Origin of the sequence: Pseudomonas plecoglossicida NBRC 103162 = DSM 15088, assembly GCF_000730665.1 — a bacterium.
In the GTDB taxonomy this organism is placed as follows: domain Bacteria; phylum Pseudomonadota; class Gammaproteobacteria; order Pseudomonadales; family Pseudomonadaceae; genus Aquipseudomonas; species Aquipseudomonas plecoglossicida.
This window is the reverse complement of record NZ_BBIV01000014.1, coordinates 93,646-110,693: the sequence shown is the minus strand read 5'-3', so window position 1 is coordinate 110,693 and position 17,048 is coordinate 93,646. Positions and strand designations below refer to the sequence as shown.

The following is a 17,048-nucleotide window of genomic DNA, read 5'->3' as shown; positions in this document are numbered from 1 at the left end:
ATGGAGCATTTGATATACACGGCGATGGGGGCCGCCTGTCGCACCATGACCGCGATGAGTGTGCGCGCCAACAACCTGGCCAACGTCAATACCCCTGGCTTTCGCGCTGATATGGAACAGTCGGCGCATGTGCCGCTGCGTGGCGCGGGTTATGACAGCCGGCACCTGGTAACGGCCCAAGGCAATGGTGTCAATCTGGCCCCCGGCGCGTTGATGGCGACCGGGCGTGAGATGGATTTTGCCATCCAGGGTGCGGGGCTGATTGCCGTGGAGGGCAAGGGCGGCGAAGCCTATACCCGTCACGGCAGTTTGCAAGTGGACGCAGAGCGGCGTCTGACCATCAATGGGCGTTCAGTGTTGGGCGAAGGTGGGCCTATCGAGCTGCCTGAGTTCGACACGATCTATATCGCTGACGATGGGCGCGTCTCGGTGTTGCCACGGGGCGAGCCGTTGATGGTCGAAGTCGACCGCATCAAGCTGGTGAACCTTCCGGCTAAGCAGTTGCAAAAGGACAGTGCGGGCTTGTTGGTCAGCCGCACCGGCGAGCCGGCCGCTACAGATGAAGACGTGACCTTGGTCCCCGGGTTTCTTGAGGCGAGCAATGTCAATGCGATCGATCAGCTGGTTGGCAGCATGAGCCTGAGTCGCTTGTTCGAAACCCAGGTCAAGATGATGAAAGCTGCCGACGACTTGTCCAAGGCCGGTAACGGCATGATTCGCGGCACTTGATGCCCAGAGGAAAAAACACATGACTTCCGCACTTTGGATCAGTAAGACTGGCTTGGCCGCACAAGACAAGGCCATGGCAACCGTGGCCAATAATCTGGCGAACGTCAACACGGTTGGCTACAAAAGCGACCGGGTGGTATTCGAAGATCTGTTTTACAGCATCGAGGTGCCGCCAGGCGCCCAGGCCGATGCTGTCAACACGGTGCCTTCGGGCATTCAACTAGGCAGTGGCGTGCGGGTGGCCGGCACCCAGAAAGTGTTCACCGAGGGCACTATTCAGGCTACGGGGCAACCGATGGACCTGCTGATCAGCGGCCCAGGTTTCTTCCAGGTTGAAGGCCCCAATGGCGAAATTTATTTCACCCAGAACGGGCAGTTGCAGCTCAATGCCGAGGGCATGCTGGTCAACAGCCAGGGCTTGCCATTGTCACCTACGATTGAACTGCCGGTGGGCCATAAGGGCTTCAAGGTCGGCACTGATGGTACCGTCACCGTCGAGCTACCGGGCGGGAGTGAGCCGGTAGAAGTGGGGCAGATTACCCTGGTCAATTTTACCAATCCATCCGGGCTGCAGGCGTTGGGCGGCAACCTGTACGCAGAGACCGTTGCCAGTGGTGAACCGGTCGAGGGTGTTCCCGGTGAGGACGGGTTGGGTGTGATCAAGCAAGGGCAGTTGGAAGGGTCGAACGTTCAGGTAGTTGAGGCCATGGTTTCGATGATGGCAATTCAACGTGCCTATGAAGCCAATGCCAAGGTCCTGGATGCGTCGTCGGGGATGTTGCAGTTCCTCAATCAGACGGTCTGAACATCATAATGCGCACAATAATCCTGCTTTCGTTGCTGTTGACTCTGGGCGGGTGCCAAAGCTTTTCCGATCTGCTGCCCGACGAAGACTCCAGTGCCTATGAACCGTTGCCACTGGAGTACGACATGGCGACGGCGCGCTACGGCGGGCTTTACCGGTTCGGCAATGGCGGTTCGCTGTACCAGGACACGCGAGCCCTCAAGGTTGGTGACATCCTGACCGTGGTGCTCGACGAATCCACTCAATCGAGCAAAAGCGCCGGTACAAGTTTTGGCAAGCGTACAGGCATAGACATCGAAGTACCCACGGTGTTGGGCAAGGCTTACCCCGATATGGAGACTTCCGTCGCTGCGGGCCGGAAGTTCGATGGCTCGGCGAAAAGCCTGCAGCAGAACACTTTGCGGGGCTCCATTGCTGTCACGGTGCACAAGGTATTGCCCAACGGCACCTTGCTGGTAAAGGGTGAGAAATCTCTGCGTCTGAATCAGGGCGATGAATTCATTCGTCTGGCTGGTCTGGTGCGGGTAGAAGATATCAATCGTTACAACCAAGTGTCGTCCCAGAGCATTTCCAACGCACGTATTTCCTACGCTGGTCGCGGCGCATTGAACGACAGCAACTCTGCCGGTTGGTTGACGCGTGTTTTCACCCACCCTTTATTTCCTTTGTGAGTGAAAATTCATCCTATGCAATGTGCTCTGAAGTACCTGCTGCTGGCATGTAGCGTTGTGTTGTGTGCCCCCGTGCAGGCAGTCCTCCTGATGGATCTGGTGGATGTCGAAGGTATCCGAGGTAACCAGTTGATCGGCTACGGTCTCGTCGTCGGGCTCGATGGTACGGGTGACAAATCTCAGGTCAAGTTCACCAGCCAGTCTACGGTCAACTTGATCAAACAATTCGGTGTCAACCTGCCGCCCAACATGGACCCCAAACTCAAGAACGTGGCCGCAGTGATGGTGACTGCAACAGTGCCGCCGTCTTATAGCGCCGGCCAGACGGTGGATGTCACCGTCGCGTCCATGGGCGATGCCAAGAGCTTGCGAGGCGGACAGCTGTTGATGACGCCGTTGCGTGGCGTTGACGGAGAGGTCTATGCCCTGGCCCAGGGGGCGCTGATGGTCGGCGGCCTCAAGGCCGAGGGGGCAAGCGGTTCCAGCGTTACGGTCAATACCGCTAACGGTGGGCGGATAGCCAATGGCGCAACCATCGAGCGGATGATTCCCGGCGACTTCAGCGAGCGCAGTGATGTCATGCTCAATATTCGTGTCCCAAGCTTCCAGACTGCCAGCCACATCGTTGCAGCGATTGATGCCCTTTTCGGTGCCTCCACGGCCAGGGCACTGAGCGGTACCAAGGTATCGGTGCGAGCGCCGCAGTCGAGCAGCCAGCGAGTCACGTTCATGGCCATACTGGAGTCAGTTGAGGTGCAAGAGGGTAGAAGCCGACCGAAAGTGGTGTTCAACAGTCGCACCGGCACGGTGGTGGTGGGGCAGGGGGTGCGGGTCAAGGCGGCGGCCGTGGCTCACGGCAGTTTGAGTGTGACGATCAGTGAGGCCCCGCAAGTCAGTCAGCCCGGGGCGTTTTCGCGAGGCCAGACCGCCGTGGTGCCGCGCTCCGATATCGATGTCAGCCACAGCCGCAACGGGATGTTCGCCTGGCCTGAAGGTTCCGACCTCGACAGCATTATCAAGACCATCAACAGCCTCGGGGCAACGCCTGACGATGTCATGAGCATTCTTCAGTCCCTTGAGCAGGCCGGTGCATTGAACGCCGAACTGATTGTGATTTAAGGCCTTACTGTCATGAGCGTTACTCCTATTACGCAGCACGGAAAACCGGTACCCGGCGGGAATCAGGATGCACCTGTGGTTCAACAGGCTCGTCTGGAGATGGCCGCCGAACAGTTCGAAGCGATGTTTCTGCGCCAGATTCTGAAGCAGATGCGCAAAGCTAGTGACGTTCTGTCTGAAGGCAGTTCACTGCGCAGCCGCCAGATGGACACCCTGAGTGAGCTCTACGACGAAGCCCTGGCCGACAACCTTGCCAGCCAGCGTAAGACCGGGGTCACCGAAATGCTGGTCAAGCAACTTTCAGGGAGTCGCGCAGCGGCTGTCGATGGGGCTACGCATCATGACCTGCCCCCTGCAGCATCCGCTCCTCCAACAGTTGATGGCCTGCTGGCACCGATCATCGATACCTGGCAACAGGGTATTGACAGTCTTGCCTCAACAGCCAAGGGATTGATGGCCTTGGTCGAGCGGGTGATCAAACACGAGTCTGCCGGTCAGGTTGCTGCTGTTTCCAACAAAGGTGCCCGTGGTCTGATGCAACTGATGCCAGAGACTGCTCGTGAAATGGCCGATGAGTTAGGTCTGGAGTATTCCGAAGGACGACTGACTTCCGACGCTGACTACAACAAGCGTCTGGGTAGCGCCTACCTGAGCAAAATGCTCAAACGTTACGACGGTGCGGTTGCCCTGGCGGTTGCTGCTTACAACGCTGGCCCCGGGTATATAGACCAGTGGCTCAAGAGCATTGGCGATCCCCGTCAGGGCGGCCTCAGCGTGGAACAATGGGTGGAGCGAATTCCGTTCCAGGAGACACGCCAGTACACCCGCTCGATTCTGGCCGATCTGGACGCCGTTGCCCGAACACGCAGCTTGCCGACACCCCAGCCGACCGTTTCGGCTATCCAGGCGACAACGCTTAAGGGTATGGAGGCAAGGGTCGCCTTTAGTACAGGACCAACGTCCACCGTCATCAGCACAGCTGGCGTTCGCTCGGCGGCTTTTGCCCCGAACCTGCGGCTTGTGCGCCAGGAGATTGAATCATGAGTTCGATGAGCCAGATCGGCTATTCAGGCATAGCTGCCGGACAGCGCGGGTTGCACGCTTCGGCGCAGAATGTCGCGAATTTGAACACCCCAGGGTATAGCCGTCTGACTACCGTGACGGGGTCGCTTGCAGGGCCGAGCAGCTTGTCGGCGGGCGGCGGCGTGGAGGTCTCGGAGGTGCGTCGCATTGTTGATGACTTCAAAAATCGGCAGCTATGGCACGCAACCACTGAAATGCATCGGTACAAGGCCGCCCAAGAGTACCTGGGCTCGCTGGAGTGCGCCATGGACAGCGAGGGGGCAAGCGTCCGCACTGGCCTTGACCAATTTTTTGCTGCCCTGAGCGAGGCCAGTAGCCGTCCTGCTGATCTGCCGCAGCGTCAGCAGGTTTTGGACGAGACGAAAAGTCTCACCCAGTGCGTCAATGGCTTGAATAGCAACATTGACGACCAACTCAAGGCACTGCGTGGGCAACGTTCTGACATTGTCAATGAGATCAATGGCTTGGCAGGTAACTTGGCCCGCTTGAATAAGAAAGTCGTAGAAACCCAGTCCCATGGCGGTGACAGTTCTGTGTTGCAGGACGAGCGCGACTTGTTGATAGGCAAACTGAGCCAGTACGTCGATATACGCGTTACCGAGGCTCGGACAGGCGCATTGAGCGTTTCCCTGGCTGATGGGCTGCCAATGGTATCAGGACATACGGCAGGGCAGCTGTCGATCATGGCCCTTGCCGGAGGAGGGCAGGAGGTTTCGCTGAGTTTTATCGATAGCCACTTCGTCTTGGGGCAGAGCGCGCTGGGTGGCGCTTTAGGTGGCTTGCACAATGTCGAGCATGGCGAACTGTTGGAGGCACGAGAACGCCTAGGGAAAATGGCACAAGCGTTGACGGAAATGGTCAATGAGTCCCAGTCGCGAGGTTATGGCCTCAATGGCCTGGTTGGCCTGGAATTGTTGACTTGCAATCCCGGCAATGTCACCAAGTTGCTGCAGATGAACGACCTCAGGCCTGAGGGGCTGGCGTTTGCTGATAAGCCGGACGAAAAGGGCAGCAATACCGTTTTGTTGGGCATGATCGAGTTGAAAAACAAAAAAGTTCAAATCCAGGGCAACCAGGTCACATTGAGTGAGGCCTTCAGCTCGATGCTGGGGCAAGTCGCCAGCGTCAGCCGATGTAATCAAGCAGATCTCAAAACTGCCACCGATGTTGCCATGCAGGCACAGGCACAGCGCGATAGTGTCAGCGCCGTGAGCGACAGCGAAGAAGCGCTGGCGATAATGGATTACAGCAAGACAGTGCAGGCCAATATGAAGGTAATCCAGGTCGACAACGAGTTGTTCGGCTACCTCCTAGCGTGCTTTTGAGCCGCATCCACGATGAGTTCGGAAAGGTTAACGATGCCCCGAGTTTCAAACGCGCAAACCAGTGCCGCGATGCAGGCCAACCTGAACCGTAAAAGCGAAGAAATCGCCAAGCTGCAGTCGCAGATCGCCAGCGGTCAGCGGATGGATAAACCCTCGGACGACCCGGTCGCCAGTGCTCGCCTGCGAGCTATGCAGAGCGAGCAGGCTAGCTTGGTTCGATACAATAAAGACATTGGCAGCGTGATCGGCGACCTGCAGATTCAGGAAGTCCATCTGAAGTCGAGCTCCGATGCGCTGGACGCCTTGGGCGATTTGTTACTGGCAGCGAGTAACGGAAGTAATGGCGCCGAGAACCTGGCGGCGTTTGCCAGTGAGCTGTCGAATTACGCGAAAATCGTAGTCGATTGCTTCAATGCCAAGGATGACGCTGGAAACTACCTGTTTTCCGGTACGAAAACCGACACGCCGGCGGTTCGGTACAGCGAAGGCGAGTATAAGATTATTGGCAATAGCACGGTCAGGAAGGCCGTGGTCGGTAACCGCGTTGAGATTGACGCAAATGTCACGGCCGCAGATTTACTGGGTGAATCCCCTGACTTGCTTAACGGGCTGCATAAGTTGGTCGACGGGCTTAAAAAAATCACCCCGGGGGAGGAAAGCCCCAAGCAATTGCTGGAAGACTCGTTAGCTTTCCTGGAGGTTGCTCGCGCCAAGGTACGGAGTGCCATCGGCGACCTGGGGGCGCGACAAAATATGTTGCAGTTGATGGAAAACATTAACATTGATCGTCAAGGGGTTAACCAGAGAACGCAAGATGGTTTGGCGAAGCAGGACATGACTGAAGCGATTTTAAAGCTGCGCAACTATGAAGTGTCGATGCAAGCCAGCCAGAAAGTATACAGCTTACTGGCGAAATTTTCTCCGTTTGAACTGATTTAAACAAACGAGGCGCTCATGAAAATTGCCAAAGAACGGTCGGTTGTTGCGTCTTATGGCATCGGCGTGCGGGCGCGCAGTCAATTGCGCAATACCGTCGAAACTCAGCGTGACCTCCGTGTGGCGTTTCCGATACCTGCGCCATCCGCACAACTGCAGATGGAGAAAATTGCACAGCTGAGTGTGCAAATCAACCAGCAGTCCTCTTCTGTTCAGTCCGCGCTGGCCTACCTGCAAGAGGTGGCCGAGCTGCTTGACGAGCTCAAGCGAGGGTTGCGCGACGGTGCTAATGCCTCAAGCGGGGCAGTAGTGGATGAAAACGCCCTCAGCCGTTTGGTAGTCCGGCTCAATCGATTGCTCGACGACCGTTCTCAACGGTCGGGCAGTAGCCTGGATGCTCAGTTGAACCTCAAACTTGATGAGCCGTTACGCAGCCGATTCACCATAAAGGGGCTGGAGTCTATGCAGGCTGTGCAGGCGTCCGGCAGTGAGACCTTACTGTTTAACACCGGGCGCTACTTGCCGGGCCCTATTGCTGTGGTGCTGGATGACGATATGCCGCCGAAGCAGTTGCTGTATCGGATCAACAGCGCACTGTCCCGAGCGGGTATACATGTGCAATTGGCCGGTGCAGACCAACTGAGTTTCTCGGCTGACGAAGTGCACTGGCGCAAACTCAAGGATCAGCTGTCGGTTCAGGGGGAGGACAAGCTGTTTCGCAAAGACGGTTTTACCCCGATAGACAGTCAGAAAGACAACCTGCTGGGGGCGCCATTGGCCGTGCCTAAATGCGGGCGTGAAGAGACAAAGCGACTGATCAGCCGGCTGGACAAAGCCTTGCAGCATATTAGCGGGGTTGTCGACCAGCTCAATCGACGTCAGGCCGAATCCACAGAGCAACTAAGGCACCATGAAAGCAAGGATGAACAACGCTGGGCGCATGATGTTGTCGGACGTTTGTTCCAGCCGCCTGTGCGTCAAAATTCGCCGTACAGCCGCGTGGCCGAGATTGTATTGAGCCAGGCGCAACTGTCTCAGCATGGCGTTGTTGGGGTATTGGGCTAAATTGCAAAGCGCTGCTGCGAAGATGCTCCTGTGGGCATGAGTGGCCGTGCTGGTTGTTTCGTCCATGTCTTGGCTCCAGATTCACTTGTGTGCCAAAGGTGCGCGTGTTGTCCAAATAGTTGCCCAAGTCTGTCAGGCGGTCTACTGACATTTTTGATAGGCCATTTTAAAAGTGTGAGAAATGCCGATTTCCTGATAAGGCACAGAGGGCGACAGTGATCTTGATGAGCTGACCAGGCGGCGGCGTAATTTGAATGACAGACATCGGGAAGATATGGAACTGGCGCTTTCGCACGCCGCCTTGACGGGCAACCGTGCAAAAGGCCCTGGTCGCTGCTATGCCTAATCTTGGCGCATTCACTCGCTCATGGCCGCGGTGCCCCAGGGCGGGCGTATCGCAGAGGTGCCGAGCAACTGGGAGGTGCCACATGCTGTTCATCATTCACTGGACCATCGCCCCGGAAAATCGCAATGCCGCCATGGCTCGCTTCGCCAAGACCGGCGGGGTGGCGCCCGCCAACCTGAAGGTGCTGGGCCGCTGGCATGCCGTGGGGCAGCTGCTGGGGTTCGCCGTGGTCGAAAGCGATGACCTCAACCCGGTATTGCAATGGACGATGGACTGGAGCGACCTGATGCAGATGCACGTCTATCCGGCGATGACCGACGAGCAGACCGGGCCGCTGCTCGTTGCCGCCGTCAGCAAGATGGCGCTCTGAACCCTCGCTAATGGATGGCTAGAGCGTCAGGCCTTCCCTGGCCATCCACTTCAACAGCGTGGCAATCGGCACGCGGCGATGCACTTCCTGGCGCTGGATGGCATTGCCGTTGCCGTACCGCTCGCGATAGCGGCTCACGATCAGGTCCCGGCCATCGTCGGACACCCGCGCCTCGAGCTCGTGCAGCAGCGCCTGCTGCGGGTCGCTTTCCAGACGGCGGAACAACAGCACCGGGGACTGGACGACATCATTCATCGCGAGTCGTCTCCTGGCAGCTCGACGGGCGTTTGCCCGGCGCGCCGATCTCGGCCTCGGCTACCCGGTCAGCACGCTGCTGGGCCGTGTAGTCACGCAAGGCGCTGTAGTAATCGGGTTGCAGGCTCAGCATGTCGGTCACCGGCAACGCTGCCGCGCGACCGTCGACCATGCCGCCGGCTGTCGCCACGGTGGTCATCGTGGCGACCGTGTCGCTGCTGTCGCCAAATGGGTTGAGCGCCAGGCCCAGCACGGCGCCGGTGGCATCACGCAGGTTGTGCGAGCCCAGCAGCGGCATTTCGACGATCGGGCCATCGGCCATGTCCCATACCGCGAAGGTCTGGCCAAAGTCCGAGGTGTGGTAAGGCAGGCCCATCTTGCTGGACACGTCGAACAGGCCCGCCACACCCAGGGTGGTGTTGAACATGAAGCGCGACAGGCTGGTCATCGCCCGCTCGCCATTGCCTTGCAGCACATCGTTGACAAAGACCTTCGGCTCGCCGAAATTGGTCGTGAAGTTGTGCACGCCCTGGCGGGTGAAGTCCGGCAAGTGCTTGTAGCCACGGGCGACCGGGGCCAGCGCGTAGTCGTCGACACTTCGGTTGAAGGCGAACACGGCGCGGTTGGCTGGCTCGGCCGGGTCGCTGACCTGATAGGCCGCGTGCCCGCAGGTACTGGCAGGCGGGCGATTGCTGCAGCCGCTGGCGGCGACCAGGGTCAGGGCGAGAACCGTTTTGTAAGCTGAAGAAGACTTGGGCATGGGGCAGATTCCAGTCAAGAACTGGTGCCAATGCTGCAGAGGATTGATTGCCTGGGAATGTCCGGATTATCTCGGCGAAGACACTTTGTTGCAGCGCAGAAATATATGACGAACAGCGGAAGGTGGCATTACAGTACGCCTTATTTCACTTCGTTCGCGGTGCCCCGGCGTGAGTCATTTGCTAATTGTCGACGATGATGTCGAAGTGCTTGACCTGTTACAGAAATTCCTTCGCCAGCAAGGTTATGAAGTCGATGTCGCCAGTGATGGCGCAGGGCTTTGGCAGGCGCTCGAGCGGCGCGTGCCGGACCTGGTCATTCTCGATGTGATGCTGCCAGGCGACAGCGGCCTGGTGCTGTGCCAGCGCCTGCGCGCCGAATACAAGGTCGCCGTGATCATGTTGACCGCCATGGGCGAGCTGAGCGACCGGGTGGTCGGGCTGGAGCTGGGCGCGGACGATTACCTGACCAAGCCATTCGCGGCCCGCGAGCTGCTGGCCAGGGTGCGCGCGGTGTTGCGCCGGGCGAGCGAAAGTGCCAGCAACCCGCCCGCCAGCCCACGGGCATTTCTCGAGTTCTCGGGCTGGCAGCTGGATGTGATGCGCCGTGAACTGCGTTCGCCCGAGAACGTCTTAATTCCCTTGTCCAATGGTGAGTTCGAACTGCTGCTGGTGTTCGCCGAGCACCCCCGGCGCGTGCTCAGCCGCCAGCAGTTGCTGGACCTGGCGCGCGGCGAGGCGCACGACGCCTGCGATCGCAGCATCGATGTGCAAGTGAGCCGGCTGCGCCGCAAGCTGGAAACCGACAGCGACAGCGAGCCACTGATTCGCACCCTGCGCAATGTCGGCTACCTGTTCACTGCCACCGTGAACAAGCGATGAGCTGGCTTGCCCGGGCACGCAAGGCCATGCCCCGGCCACGTATTACCATCGCCCGCTGGATCGCGCTGACCACCCTGGCGGCCATGCTCAGCCTGTTGCTGCTCAAGTGGCTGTTCAGCCTGGTGCTGGGTGTCTGGGCACAGCCGCCGTTGCTGGAAAGCGGCGTCATCGAGAAGATCGCCACCGTTACCCGCATGGTCGATGCAGCCGAGGTGTCGCAGCGCGCCAACATCGCCAGTGCTGCGGGCGATGGCTCGTACAGCGTGCAATGGCTGCGCCAGCGGGACGAGACCGGCTTGCCGGCGCAGGTGCAGCGCGACACGCACAAGGGCGCGGCGATTCTGAGCGCCTTGTTGCAACGCCCGGATGTGCAGATCGAGGTGTTCGGGCCCGGCAACTTGCCAGCGGCGCAACGCGGCTATGCCCTGTTGGTCCAGCTCTCGGACCGGTCGTGGGTGCTGTTTCACGTCAACGATCGCAGCTGGGGCCTGGATGAGCTGCCACGCAACCTGATCATCCTGGCCTTGATGATGTTCTCCAGCCTTGCAGTGGCCTGGTTTGCCGCCCGTTACCTGGCCGACCCGCTGGAGCGCTTCACCGAAGGTGCGCGACGCTTCGGCAAGGACTTCAACGCGCCACCGATCCCGGTGGTCGGTCCCCACGACCTGCGCCAGGCCATCCTGGCGTTCAACGCCACCCAGGCCCAGCTCAAGCATTTCATCGATGACCGCACGCAGATGCTGGCGGCCATCTCCCATGACTTGCGCGCGCCGCTGACGCGCATGCGCTTGCGCGGCGAGTTCATCGAGGACACCGAACTGCAGGCGAAGATGTTCAAGGACGTGGACGAGATGCAGGCCATGGTCGATGCCGCCTTGCAGTTCTTCCGCGATGACGCGCGGCTGGAGCCGGCCACCGCGTTCGACCTGGGCGAGCTGTTGCAGACGGCGGTCGACGACTTCCGCGATGGCGGGCTGGATGTCAGCTACGTCGGGCCACAGCGCTGTGTCTATGTCGGCCGGCCGATCGGTATCAAGCGGGTCGTGGTCAACCTGATCGACAATGCGGCGAAGTATGGTTGCGAGCCTTCGGTAAGGCTCACGGTCGATGCCGAACAACTGGTGATCCGTGTGCTCGACCGTGGGCCGGGGATTGCCGTGCCACTGCAGGAGCGTGTGTTCGAGCCGTATTTTCGCATCGAAGGCTCGCGCAACAAGGACACCGGTGGCGTTGGCCTCGGCTTGCCGGCAGCGCGCGCCATCGTGCTCGAGCAGGGCGGCAGCATGACCCTGGAAAACCGCCTCGGTGGTGGGCTCGAGGTCAAGGTCACGCTGCCCATCGGCTGACCAGCCTCAGAGTCCGAGGTCGCTGAGCCCGGGGTGATCGTCCGGGCGCCGGCCCAGGGGCCAGCGGAATTTGCGCTGCGATTCCGTGATCGGGTGTTCGTTGATGCTCGAGTGGCGATGCTGCATCAGGCCATCGTCGGCAAACTCCCAGTTCTCGTTGCCGTAGGCGCGGAACCACTGGCCACTGTCGTCGTGGTACTCATACGCATAGCGCACGGCGATGCGGTTTCCGCTGAAGGCCCAGAGCTCCTTGATCAGCCGATATTCCAGTTCGTGGTTCCACTTGCGCACCAGAAAGGCCTCTACCTGATCACGGCCACGGGGAAACTCCACGCGATTGCGCCAGACGGTATCGGGCGTGTAGGCAAGCGCCACCTTGGCGGCGTCGCGGCTGTTCCAGCCGTCTTCGGCCAGGCGGACCTTTTCGATGGCGCTTTCGCGGGTGAACGGCGGCAATGGGGGGCGGGACATCGTGAGCTCCTCGGAATGAATTCGCAGTAGGAGCGTAGTACGGGGGAGCGGGGCCGAGAATGGGCGCCCGCGGCATTTCATCATTTCGGCAAGCGCAATGATCGGTCTCGCCGACGAACAAGGCACCGAGGCTGCAACGCAGCCTCGGTGCGCTGGCGATCAGGCCGTGCCGCTCAGGGCCTTTTCAGCCACCTTGCCGCGCCCGCCGAGCCAGACCAGCAGCAAGCCGGCAGCGGCCAGCATGCCACCGGCCATCGGTACCGCGGCGTAGCCCAGGTCCAGGCTGATCACCGCGCCGCCCAAGGCCGCGCCCACGGCATTGCCCAGGTTGAATGCGCCGACGTTGATCGACGAAGCCAGGCCTGGCGCCTCGGCGGCTGCGGTCATCACCCGCATCTGCAGCGGTGGTACCACGGCGAAGGTGAACATGCCCCACACCAGCAAGGCGAGGGCGGCACCCAAGTGGCTGCCGAGCACCAGCGGCATCAGCAACATGATCAGCGCCAGGGCGCCGAGGAAGATCCGCGCCGCGCCGTCCAGCGACCAGTCCGCCAGGCGTCCACCCAGGCTGTTGCCCAGGGTGAAACCGACCCCGATCAACACCAGGCCAAGGGTGACGAAACTGTCCGAGGCGCCGGTCAGTTCGGCGAGCACCGGCGCCACGTAGGTGTACAGGGTGAACATCGCCCCCGCCCCGAGCACGGTGGTGGCCATCGCCAGAAGGACGTTGGGGCGGGCGATCACGGCCAGTTCCTTGCGCACGTGGGGCACGCTACCGCGCTCACCCTTGGGCAAGGCATACCACAGCGCGGCCATGGCCAGCAGGCCAAGCACGGCGGTACCGGCGAACGCCATGCGCCAGCCGACCTGCTGGCCAATCCAGGTGGCCGCCGGCACGCCGCCGATATTGGCGATGGTCAGTCCCATGAACATGGTTGCCACGGCGCTGGCTTGCTTGTCCTTGGGCACGACGCTGGCGGCGACCACCGCGCCGAGGCCGAAGAAGGCCCCGTGGTTGAGGCTGGTGACCAGGCGCGAGGCGAGCAGGGTGTAGTAGTCCGGCGACAGTGCCGACAACAGGTTGCCCAGGGTGAAGATGGCCATCAGCGACATCAGCGCTGCACGCTTGCCGAAGCGGCTGAACAGCAGGGTCATGATCGGTGCGCCGACCATCACGCCGATGGCGTAGGCGGTGATCAGCATGCCCGCGCTGGGGATGCTGGCATCCACGCCTTCGGCGATGACCGGCAGCAGGCCCATTGGGGTGAACTCGGTGGTGCCGATGCCGAAGGCGCCGATGGCCAGGGCGAACAGGACCCGTTTAGGAGAGAGTGTGCTCATCGCTGGTCAGTCCCACTCCGGCGCCAGGCCGTCAGGGCTGACTTCGCGGCCATTGCGTTCGAGCGAGGCGATGTGGGCCATGTCATCGGCATCCAGCTTCAGGTCGCGGGCGAGCAGGTTGCTTGCCAGGTTCTCGCGTTTGGTGGACGACGGAATGACCGCGTAACCCAGCTGCAGCGCCCAGGCCAGCGCCACCTGCGCGACGGTGGACTTGTGCTTGGCGGCGATTTCCGCCAGCGCTGGGTCCTTCAGCACCTTGCCGTAGGCCAGGGTCATGTAGGAGGTGACGGTAATGGCCTGGTCCTTGAGGAAACCTGCCAGCTTGCTGTTCTGCAGGTAGGGGCTGAGTTCGATCTGGTTGGTGGCGAGTTCACCTTTGCCGACCACCTCGATCGCTTGCCGGGTCAGTTCGATGTTGAAATTGGAAACACCGATCTGCCGCGTCAGTCCGAGCGTCTTCGCCTCGGCCAGTGCGGTCATGTATTCGCGCAGTTCAACGCCATTGCCAGGTGCTGGCCAGTGGATCAGCAGCAGGTCGACGTAATCGGTGCGCAGCTTAGTCAGGCTTTCGCGCAGGCTGGGGATGAGTTTGTCGGCTGCATAGTTGTCGACCCAGATCTTGGTGGTGATGAACAGTTCGTTGCGCGCCACGCCGCTTTCGGCGATGGCTTGGCCGACTTCGGCCTCGTTCTTGTAGATCTGCGCGGTGTCGATGACCCGGTAGCCCAGCTCCAGGGCGGACTTTACCGAATCGATGACGGCTTGGCCGGTAAGGCGAAAGGTGCCGAGGCCGAAGGATGGAATGCTCATGGTGGCTGCTCCTGAATTCAGCGGGCCGTGGCCCGGTCGATGTTCGAGTGACAGGCAGTGTGCGCGTTTCACCCGCATTGATTAAGGCTCACCTCAGTCAAGGTTATTTGACCTGTGAGCACGAATCACCTTGCCGGCTATGCCATCGATACATAGATACAGCCTGTCATCGGGCCCTCCGAGGTCAGCTGCCGTTCCTCTTCCCGAACGGGCCCCCTGCCATGACCGATGACGCTCGGGTACTGGCGGTGCCGACGGGGGACGAGGACAGCGCGGATCGTCTGGCGCGTTTGCAGGCCTACACGGAGTTGGCGCTCGACCTGCTGGGGTTGGCAGCGTTCTTCGTGCCAGGGCTTGGTGAAGTGATGCTCGGTGCCATCGCCATTCAGATTGCCGGCGATGTCTATGAAGGTTACCAGGATTGGCAACTGGGCGACCGGCAGGCGGCGCTGGGTCATCTCTTCAATGTCGCTGAAACGGTCGCGCTGGTTGGGGTTACATCTGCCGCTGCGCACGGCATGGGCAAGCTGGTGCAGCGGGTCGCCAGGGTCGACAGGCTGTTGCCGGTGTCGCTTGCAGATGGGCGGTTACGTCTGTGTGACCCTGACCTGCCAGGGTATGCCCTCGAGGAGGGCGAGCAGGCACTGGAGGTAGGCCAGATCGTCCACCAGGGTGGCCGACAGCACAGGCGCCTGTACCAAGGGGCTTACGTGGTCGAGCAGGATTCGACCGGCGATGGCTGGCGTATCCGCCACCCTGACCACCCCGATGCCTACAGGCCACAGTTGGTGCACAACGGCGCCGGTGGCTGGACGCATGAATTGGAACAGCCGCGATACTGGAATGATCCTGTCTATCTGCTACGGCGCCTTTCCAGTCGAACGGCTGCAATCACCGAGGAAGCGGCACAGAGCGCGCTGCGTATCACAGGCATCGACACCGACTGTCTGCGTCGGCTGCATCTGGAAAACGCCGCGCCCCCCGCGCGGCTGCTGGATGTCATCGAGCGTCAGCAATTGCGTGAGCGCTATCCGCGCGTGCAGGGCGATGCCTTCGAAGAAATCTTCATTAACCGCCAGGTCAATCCGCAACCGGCAGACCGGGTGCTGATGCGTGACTTCGCAGGGCTCACACCGCGCTGCGCACGGGAAATCGTCGAGCAGGCCAACAGCGTCGAGCTGGACAGCCTGCTCAATGGGCAACGAGTGCCATTGAGCCTGGCTGAACGGGCACGCTGGGCGGTACGCGACAGCCGGCTGGACCGTGCTTGTGCCGCCTTGTATCAACAAGCGGCCATTGGCGAGGACGTGACGGTGGACCGCGCGGCGGTGGCGAAGCAGATTGGCCTGGTGCCGGTCGGCCAGGGCATGCGCCCCCCACAGCGTTTGATGGACGGGCGCCTGGGTTATCCGCTCAGCGGTCGCGGCCAGGGAGGCCGGCAGGCTTTGCTGCAGGGGTTTGGGCAGCTGTTTCCGCTATTGGATGATGCCCAGCTGGAGGGTTACGTGCAGGCGCTGACGCAGCGTCAGCTGGATCCGTGGCAACACTTCAGCCAGTTGCGTCAGGCCCGGGCAAGCCTGCAGCAGGCCTTGCACACCTGGCGCAACGAGCCAGGCCAAGGGTTGATCCGGCGCTTGCGCCGTGCCTGGGTGGCCAGGCGCATTCTGTGCAGTTGGCGGCGCATGTATCCGGGCATGGTGCAAGGTGACTTCCACTTGGCCATCGAAGGCGACCGGGTAGGCGAGTTGCCGGCATTACCTGCGGATGTGGACTTCAGTCATATCACTCACCTGACCCTGCGCGACATGCAGCTGGATGCACTCGATGCCTCCTTGTTCGCGCGTTTCTCCGGGCTGCGCAACCTGGACTTGAGAGGCAATCGCCTGACCCGCCTACCTGTAGGGGTCGAACAGCTGGGCGGGCTCAGGAACCTGCGCCTGGGCAACAACCGCATCGTGCTCACGGCCGAGGACAATCAACGGTTGGCGCAGCTGAGCGGCCTGCGGCGCCTGGACCTGAATGACAACCCCATCGGCATGCTGCCGCCGCTGGCGTCGTTTGCGCAGATGCGTCGCTTGTCGCTGCGCCGCACGGGGGTGGAGGTATTGCCGGCAGAGTTGTCGGTGCATCCCCACTTGCAGGCGCTGGACATGCGCGACAATCAGATTCGTGTGTTGCCTGACGAGCTTTTCGGCTACTCGCCGCGGCTGTTGCAGCGCCTGCATTTGCACGACAACCCGCTCACCGAGGATAGCGCGTTGCGTCTGCAGCGCGCGCGTGCCAGTGCTGATGCGGGGGGATCGTCCCGCCGGGTACACGCCCCGGCGGGAGGCGCGCCTGACGCGCAATGGTTGCGTGGCTTCACCCCCGCACAGCGTGAACAGCGGCTGGCGCAATGGCAGCGTCTGCAACGTGATCCGCAGTCGGGGGACCTGATGCGGTTCTTCACGGACCTGCTTGATACCCGTGAGTACCACAACCAGCCCCGCGACATGCAGGCGCGGGTGTGGCAGATCATCGACGCCTGCGAGCAGCATGCCGAGGTGGCGGTTGGAGGCATTGATCGAGCAGGGGGCAATGATGGCAGATCAGCAATACCTGCAGCAGGTGGAGCAGGTCGTGACCGAACGCGAAGCAGCAGAGCAGGGTTTGCTCATCGAGCTGAGCCGCGAAGCGGTACAGCGCCAGGGCTGGCAGATCGGATAATCCAGGCGGCACAAACGAACCAGCCCGCCA

The 17,048-nt window shown here is 61.0% G+C and carries 16 protein-coding genes and 1 pseudogene; 12 read left to right on the top strand and 5 right to left on the bottom strand.

What is annotated here, in order from left to right; genetic code table 11:
• The 9 genes from PPL01S_RS10890 (at position 1) to PPL01S_RS10850 (ending at position 8,449) form a co-directional block, all read left to right on the top strand.
• Positions 1–729 (top strand): flagellar basal body rod protein FlgF, encoded by a 729-nt coding sequence (locus PPL01S_RS10890; protein ID WP_028624988.1) that lies wholly within the window; start codon positions 1–3, stop codon positions 727–729.
• Between the two features lie 19 nt (positions 730–748).
• Entirely contained in the window at positions 749–1,534 is a 786-nt protein-coding gene (gene flgG / locus PPL01S_RS10885) for a flagellar basal-body rod protein FlgG (RefSeq protein ID WP_016393584.1), read from the top strand.
• A gap of 8 nt (positions 1,535–1,542) precedes the next feature.
• Positions 1,543–2,205 carry a flagellar basal body L-ring protein FlgH gene (flgH, locus tag PPL01S_RS10880; RefSeq protein WP_028624987.1) on the top strand — a complete coding sequence of 221 codons (663 nt, stop codon included), beginning with the start codon at positions 1,543–1,545 and terminating at the stop codon, positions 2,203–2,205.
• 15 nt (positions 2,206–2,220) lie between these two features.
• Positions 2,221–3,324 carry a flagellar basal body P-ring protein FlgI gene (locus PPL01S_RS10875; protein ID WP_033743031.1) on the top strand — a complete coding sequence of 368 codons (1,104 nt, stop codon included), beginning with the start codon at positions 2,221–2,223 and terminating at the stop codon, positions 3,322–3,324.
• Positions 3,325–3,336: 12 nt separating this feature from the next.
• Positions 3,337–4,368 carry a lytic transglycosylase domain-containing protein gene (locus PPL01S_RS10870; RefSeq protein WP_028624985.1) on the top strand — a complete coding sequence of 344 codons (1,032 nt, stop codon included), beginning with the start codon at positions 3,337–3,339 and terminating at the stop codon, positions 4,366–4,368.
• Positions 4,365–5,732: a flagellar hook-associated protein FlgK gene (flgK, locus tag PPL01S_RS10865; protein ID WP_028624984.1), complete on the top strand. Its 1,368-nt coding sequence runs from the start codon at positions 4,365–4,367 to the stop codon at positions 5,730–5,732. Before PPL01S_RS10870 ends, flgK begins: the two co-directional genes overlap by 4 nt.
• A 33-nt stretch (positions 5,733–5,765) precedes the next feature.
• The gene (flgL, locus tag PPL01S_RS10860; protein ID WP_033743029.1) at positions 5,766–6,671 is read left to right on the top strand and encodes a flagellar hook-associated protein FlgL; all 906 of its coding nucleotides are present in this window, start codon (positions 5,766–5,768) and stop codon (positions 6,669–6,671) included.
• Between the two features lie 15 nt (positions 6,672–6,686).
• Entirely contained in the window at positions 6,687–7,733 is a 1,047-nt protein-coding gene (locus PPL01S_RS10855) for a hypothetical protein (RefSeq protein ID WP_016393590.1), read from the top strand.
• A 428-nt stretch (positions 7,734–8,161) separates the two neighbouring features.
• Complete coding sequence (locus PPL01S_RS10850; protein ID WP_016393591.1) at positions 8,162–8,449, top strand: DUF3303 domain-containing protein; 288 nt, start codon at positions 8,162–8,164, stop codon at positions 8,447–8,449.
• An 18-nt stretch (positions 8,450–8,467) separates the two neighbouring features.
• On the opposite strand, the gene PPL01S_RS10845 is transcribed toward PPL01S_RS10850, so the two are convergent.
• Positions 8,468–8,704: a hypothetical protein gene (locus PPL01S_RS10845; RefSeq protein ID WP_016393592.1), complete on the bottom strand. Its 237-nt coding sequence runs from the start codon at positions 8,702–8,704 to the stop codon at positions 8,468–8,470.
• Positions 8,697–9,464, bottom strand: a complete 768-nt coding sequence (locus tag PPL01S_RS10840) for an MlaA family lipoprotein (RefSeq protein WP_016393593.1) — start codon at positions 9,462–9,464, stop codon at positions 8,697–8,699. Before PPL01S_RS10840 ends, PPL01S_RS10845 begins: the two co-directional genes overlap by 8 nt.
• A gap of 169 nt (positions 9,465–9,633) precedes the next feature.
• Between PPL01S_RS10840 and PPL01S_RS10835 the strand changes: the two genes are divergently transcribed.
• Entirely contained in the window at positions 9,634–10,344 is a 711-nt protein-coding gene (locus PPL01S_RS10835; protein ID WP_028624982.1) for a response regulator, read from the top strand.
• Positions 10,341–11,690: a HAMP domain-containing sensor histidine kinase gene (locus tag PPL01S_RS10830; RefSeq protein ID WP_028624981.1), complete on the top strand. Its 1,350-nt coding sequence runs from the start codon at positions 10,341–10,343 to the stop codon at positions 11,688–11,690. The genes PPL01S_RS10835 and PPL01S_RS10830 overlap by 4 nt, the downstream gene beginning before the upstream one ends.
• Positions 11,691–11,696: 6 nt before the next feature.
• Here PPL01S_RS10830 and PPL01S_RS10825 read toward each other — a convergent pair whose 3' ends face one another.
• The 3 genes from PPL01S_RS10825 to dkgB form a co-directional block, all read right to left on the bottom strand.
• Positions 11,697–12,161, bottom strand: a complete 465-nt coding sequence (locus tag PPL01S_RS10825) for a nuclear transport factor 2 family protein (protein ID WP_028624980.1) — start codon at positions 12,159–12,161, stop codon at positions 11,697–11,699.
• Positions 12,162–12,320: 159 nt separating this feature from the next.
• Positions 12,321–13,502 carry an MFS transporter gene (locus tag PPL01S_RS10820; RefSeq protein WP_016393597.1) on the bottom strand — a complete coding sequence of 394 codons (1,182 nt, stop codon included), beginning with the start codon at positions 13,500–13,502 and terminating at the stop codon, positions 12,321–12,323.
• Between the two features lie 6 nt (positions 13,503–13,508).
• Positions 13,509–14,312: a 2,5-didehydrogluconate reductase DkgB gene (gene dkgB / locus PPL01S_RS10815; protein WP_016393598.1), complete on the bottom strand. Its 804-nt coding sequence runs from the start codon at positions 14,310–14,312 to the stop codon at positions 13,509–13,511.
• A gap of 221 nt (positions 14,313–14,533) precedes the next feature.
• On the opposite strand from dkgB, the pseudogene PPL01S_RS25905 reads away from it, so the two are divergent.
• Positions 14,534–16,858: pseudogene (locus tag PPL01S_RS25905) on the top strand (NEL-type E3 ubiquitin ligase domain-containing protein); the annotation flags it as partial.
• Positions 16,859–17,048: the final 190 nt, after the last annotated feature.